Genomic DNA, 2,208 nt, shown 5'->3' with positions numbered 1-2,208 from the left:
GGCCAGTTCCTTACGCAGACGGCTGTTCTCGGCCTCCAGGTCGCTGACCGGACGAAGACTTGAGCTCGGTGCACTCGGCGCCGGCCCCGTGCCATCGCGCTGATCACGGCACCAGTTCCCCAGCGTCGCCACCGGCACCCCCAACCTGCGAGCGGCTTCATGCTGACCGACGCTCTCAGCGAGCCGCACCGCCTCCACCTTGAATTCCTTCGTGTACTGCCGTCTCGGTACCACGTTCTCTGCCACGTTCTTCGTAAGCGACTCGGCCCGACCGTTTCCCGATGCTGATTTTGCTGGCGCACGATAGTCGCGTTTAGATTGACGGAGACGGTCAGCTATGCCGAACGCAGCGCGCCCGGCCCATCGCACGTATGCGCGGGAATTCAAGCAGCAAGTGATCAGGGAAACGTTGGAACCAGGCATGTCGGTTTCGATCGTCGCGCGGCGGCACGACATCAACGCCAACGTCGTGTTCGGGTGGCGCAAGCAATATCGGGAAGGCAAGCTGGAACTGCCGGTACTGGAAGCTGCGCCACCGGCCATGACAGGCACGGAGTTGCTGAGTGTTGACGTGATCGAATCTGCGTTGATGCTGCCGGCGCCGCAACCGACAGGAGGCACGACGTCGAAGGTGATAAGCGGTGTTCCCGCACCGATGCCCGTGTGCGGAATTGAAGTGGAGGTCGGCAAACGGCTCGTGCGGATTCGTGGGCTGTCTGCCGAGCGCGCCGAAGCATTCCTGCAGGAATGCCTGAAGTGATCACATTGCCGGCCGGCACCCGCATCTGGCTTGCGGCGGGCGTCACGGACATGCGCTGCGGCTTCCAGGGGCTTGCCGCGAAGGTACAGGCGGCGCTCGAGGAGAATCCGCTGGGCGGCCACGTGTTCATCTTCCGCGGACGTCGAGGCGATCTCGTGAAGCTGCTTTGGGCCACCGACGACGGGCTCTGGCTGCTGTCGAAGCGATTGGAGCGCGGCCGCTTCATCTGGCCGCAGGCCGATGGCGGGAAGATCTCGCTCACGGTCGCGCAGCTGTCGATGCTTCTCGAAGGCATCGATTGGCGACAGCCCCGTCGTACGGCACCTCTGTCGATGCTGTAGGTGTTGTAAACCGCTCGGGAGACTCGTAAACTCCGGCACATGCCGAATCTCGACGATCTGCCCGACGATGTCGCTGCACTGAAGGCCATGCTGGCTGAGGCTCGCGCGTCGGCCATCGAACGGGAACTCGAGATCGAGCAGTTGCGCCGCGACATCGCCGAAAGCGATCTCGAGATCACACGGTTGAAGCTGCTGATCGACAAGCTCAAGCGAATGCACTTCGGCCGCAAATCGGAACAACTTGCCCGAGAGATCGAGAGGCTCGAGCTCCGGCTTGAGGACCTGGCCGCAGGCACCGGTGCTGCCGACGTTCAGCACGCAAAGGTCCGAAGAGAAAAATCCACGACTGGCAGCGATTCGGCCGCACGAGAGCCGCTGCCGCCGCACCTGTCGCGAGAAGATCGCGTGTTCAAACCGGATTCGATCTGCCCCAAGTGCGAAGGTGCTATGCAATGCCTCGGCGAGGACGTCTCGGAACAGCTCGCCCGTGTTGCGGCGATGTTCAAAGTGATCCGCACGGTCCGGCACAAGACGGTCTGTCCGGCCTGCGGCCACATCGCGCAGCCACCGATGCCGGGACTGCCGATCGAGCGCAGTATCGCGCATACGAGCTTGCTTGCCGACATTCTGGTGTCGAAGTACGCAGATCATGCGCCGCTGTACCGACAATCGGAAATCGCGGCGCGCGACGGGGTGACGCTTGACCGCGCCAGCATGGGTCGCTGGGTCGGACAGTGCGAGGTGCTCTGCCGCCCGCTGACCGACGCGCTGCGCCGGTACACGATGGCGGGCACGAAGTTGAACGCGGACGACACGCCGATCCCCGTGCTCGCGCCGGGCAACAAGAAGACGAAGACCGGGCGACTCTGGGTGTACGTGCGCGACGATAGCCGTTCGGGCTCGACGGAGCCGGCCGCGGTGTGGTTCGCGTACTCGTGCGATCGCAAAAGGCATCCATCCTCAGACACATCTCGCCGGATTCGAAGGCATCCTGCAAGCTGATGCCTACGGCGGCTTCGACGAGTTGTACGTAAGAGACGGTTTCAGAAAGGCCCCGTTGGGCTGTTAACTTTCGCGGCAAGCTGTTAACCTCAGGCATCGGAACAA

The 2,208-nt window shown here is 63.1% G+C and carries 2 protein-coding genes and 2 pseudogenes; 3 read left to right on the top strand and 1 reads right to left on the bottom strand.

Annotated elements, in window-relative coordinates:
• Positions 1-246: transposase (locus KVT39_RS36340; protein WP_217591417.1), on the bottom strand; the 246-nt coding region annotated here is incomplete at its 3' end.
• 91 nt (positions 247-337) lie between these two features.
• Here KVT39_RS36340 and KVT39_RS36335 point away from each other — a divergent pair.
• The 3 genes and pseudogenes from KVT39_RS36335 to KVT39_RS36325 all read left to right on the top strand — a co-directional run.
• A pseudogene (locus KVT39_RS36335) lies at positions 338-508 on the top strand (transposase); the annotation flags it as partial.
• Positions 509-756: 248 nt separating this feature from the next.
• The gene (tnpB, locus tag KVT39_RS36330; protein WP_217591416.1) at positions 757-1,101 is read left to right on the top strand and encodes an IS66 family insertion sequence element accessory protein TnpB; all 345 of its coding nucleotides are present in this window, start codon (positions 757-759) and stop codon (positions 1,099-1,101) included.
• Positions 1,102-1,140: 39 nt separating this feature from the next.
• Positions 1,141-2,131 (top strand): annotated as a pseudogene (locus KVT39_RS36325) (IS66 family transposase); the annotation flags it as partial.
• Between the last annotated feature and the right edge of the window lie 77 nt (positions 2,132-2,208).

It is taken from the genome of Burkholderia sp. GbtcB21, assembly GCF_019091065.1.
Classification (GTDB): Bacteria; Pseudomonadota; Gammaproteobacteria; order Burkholderiales; family Burkholderiaceae; genus Burkholderia; species Burkholderia pyrrocinia_C.
This window is presented reverse-complemented; position numbering and strand designations above follow the sequence as displayed.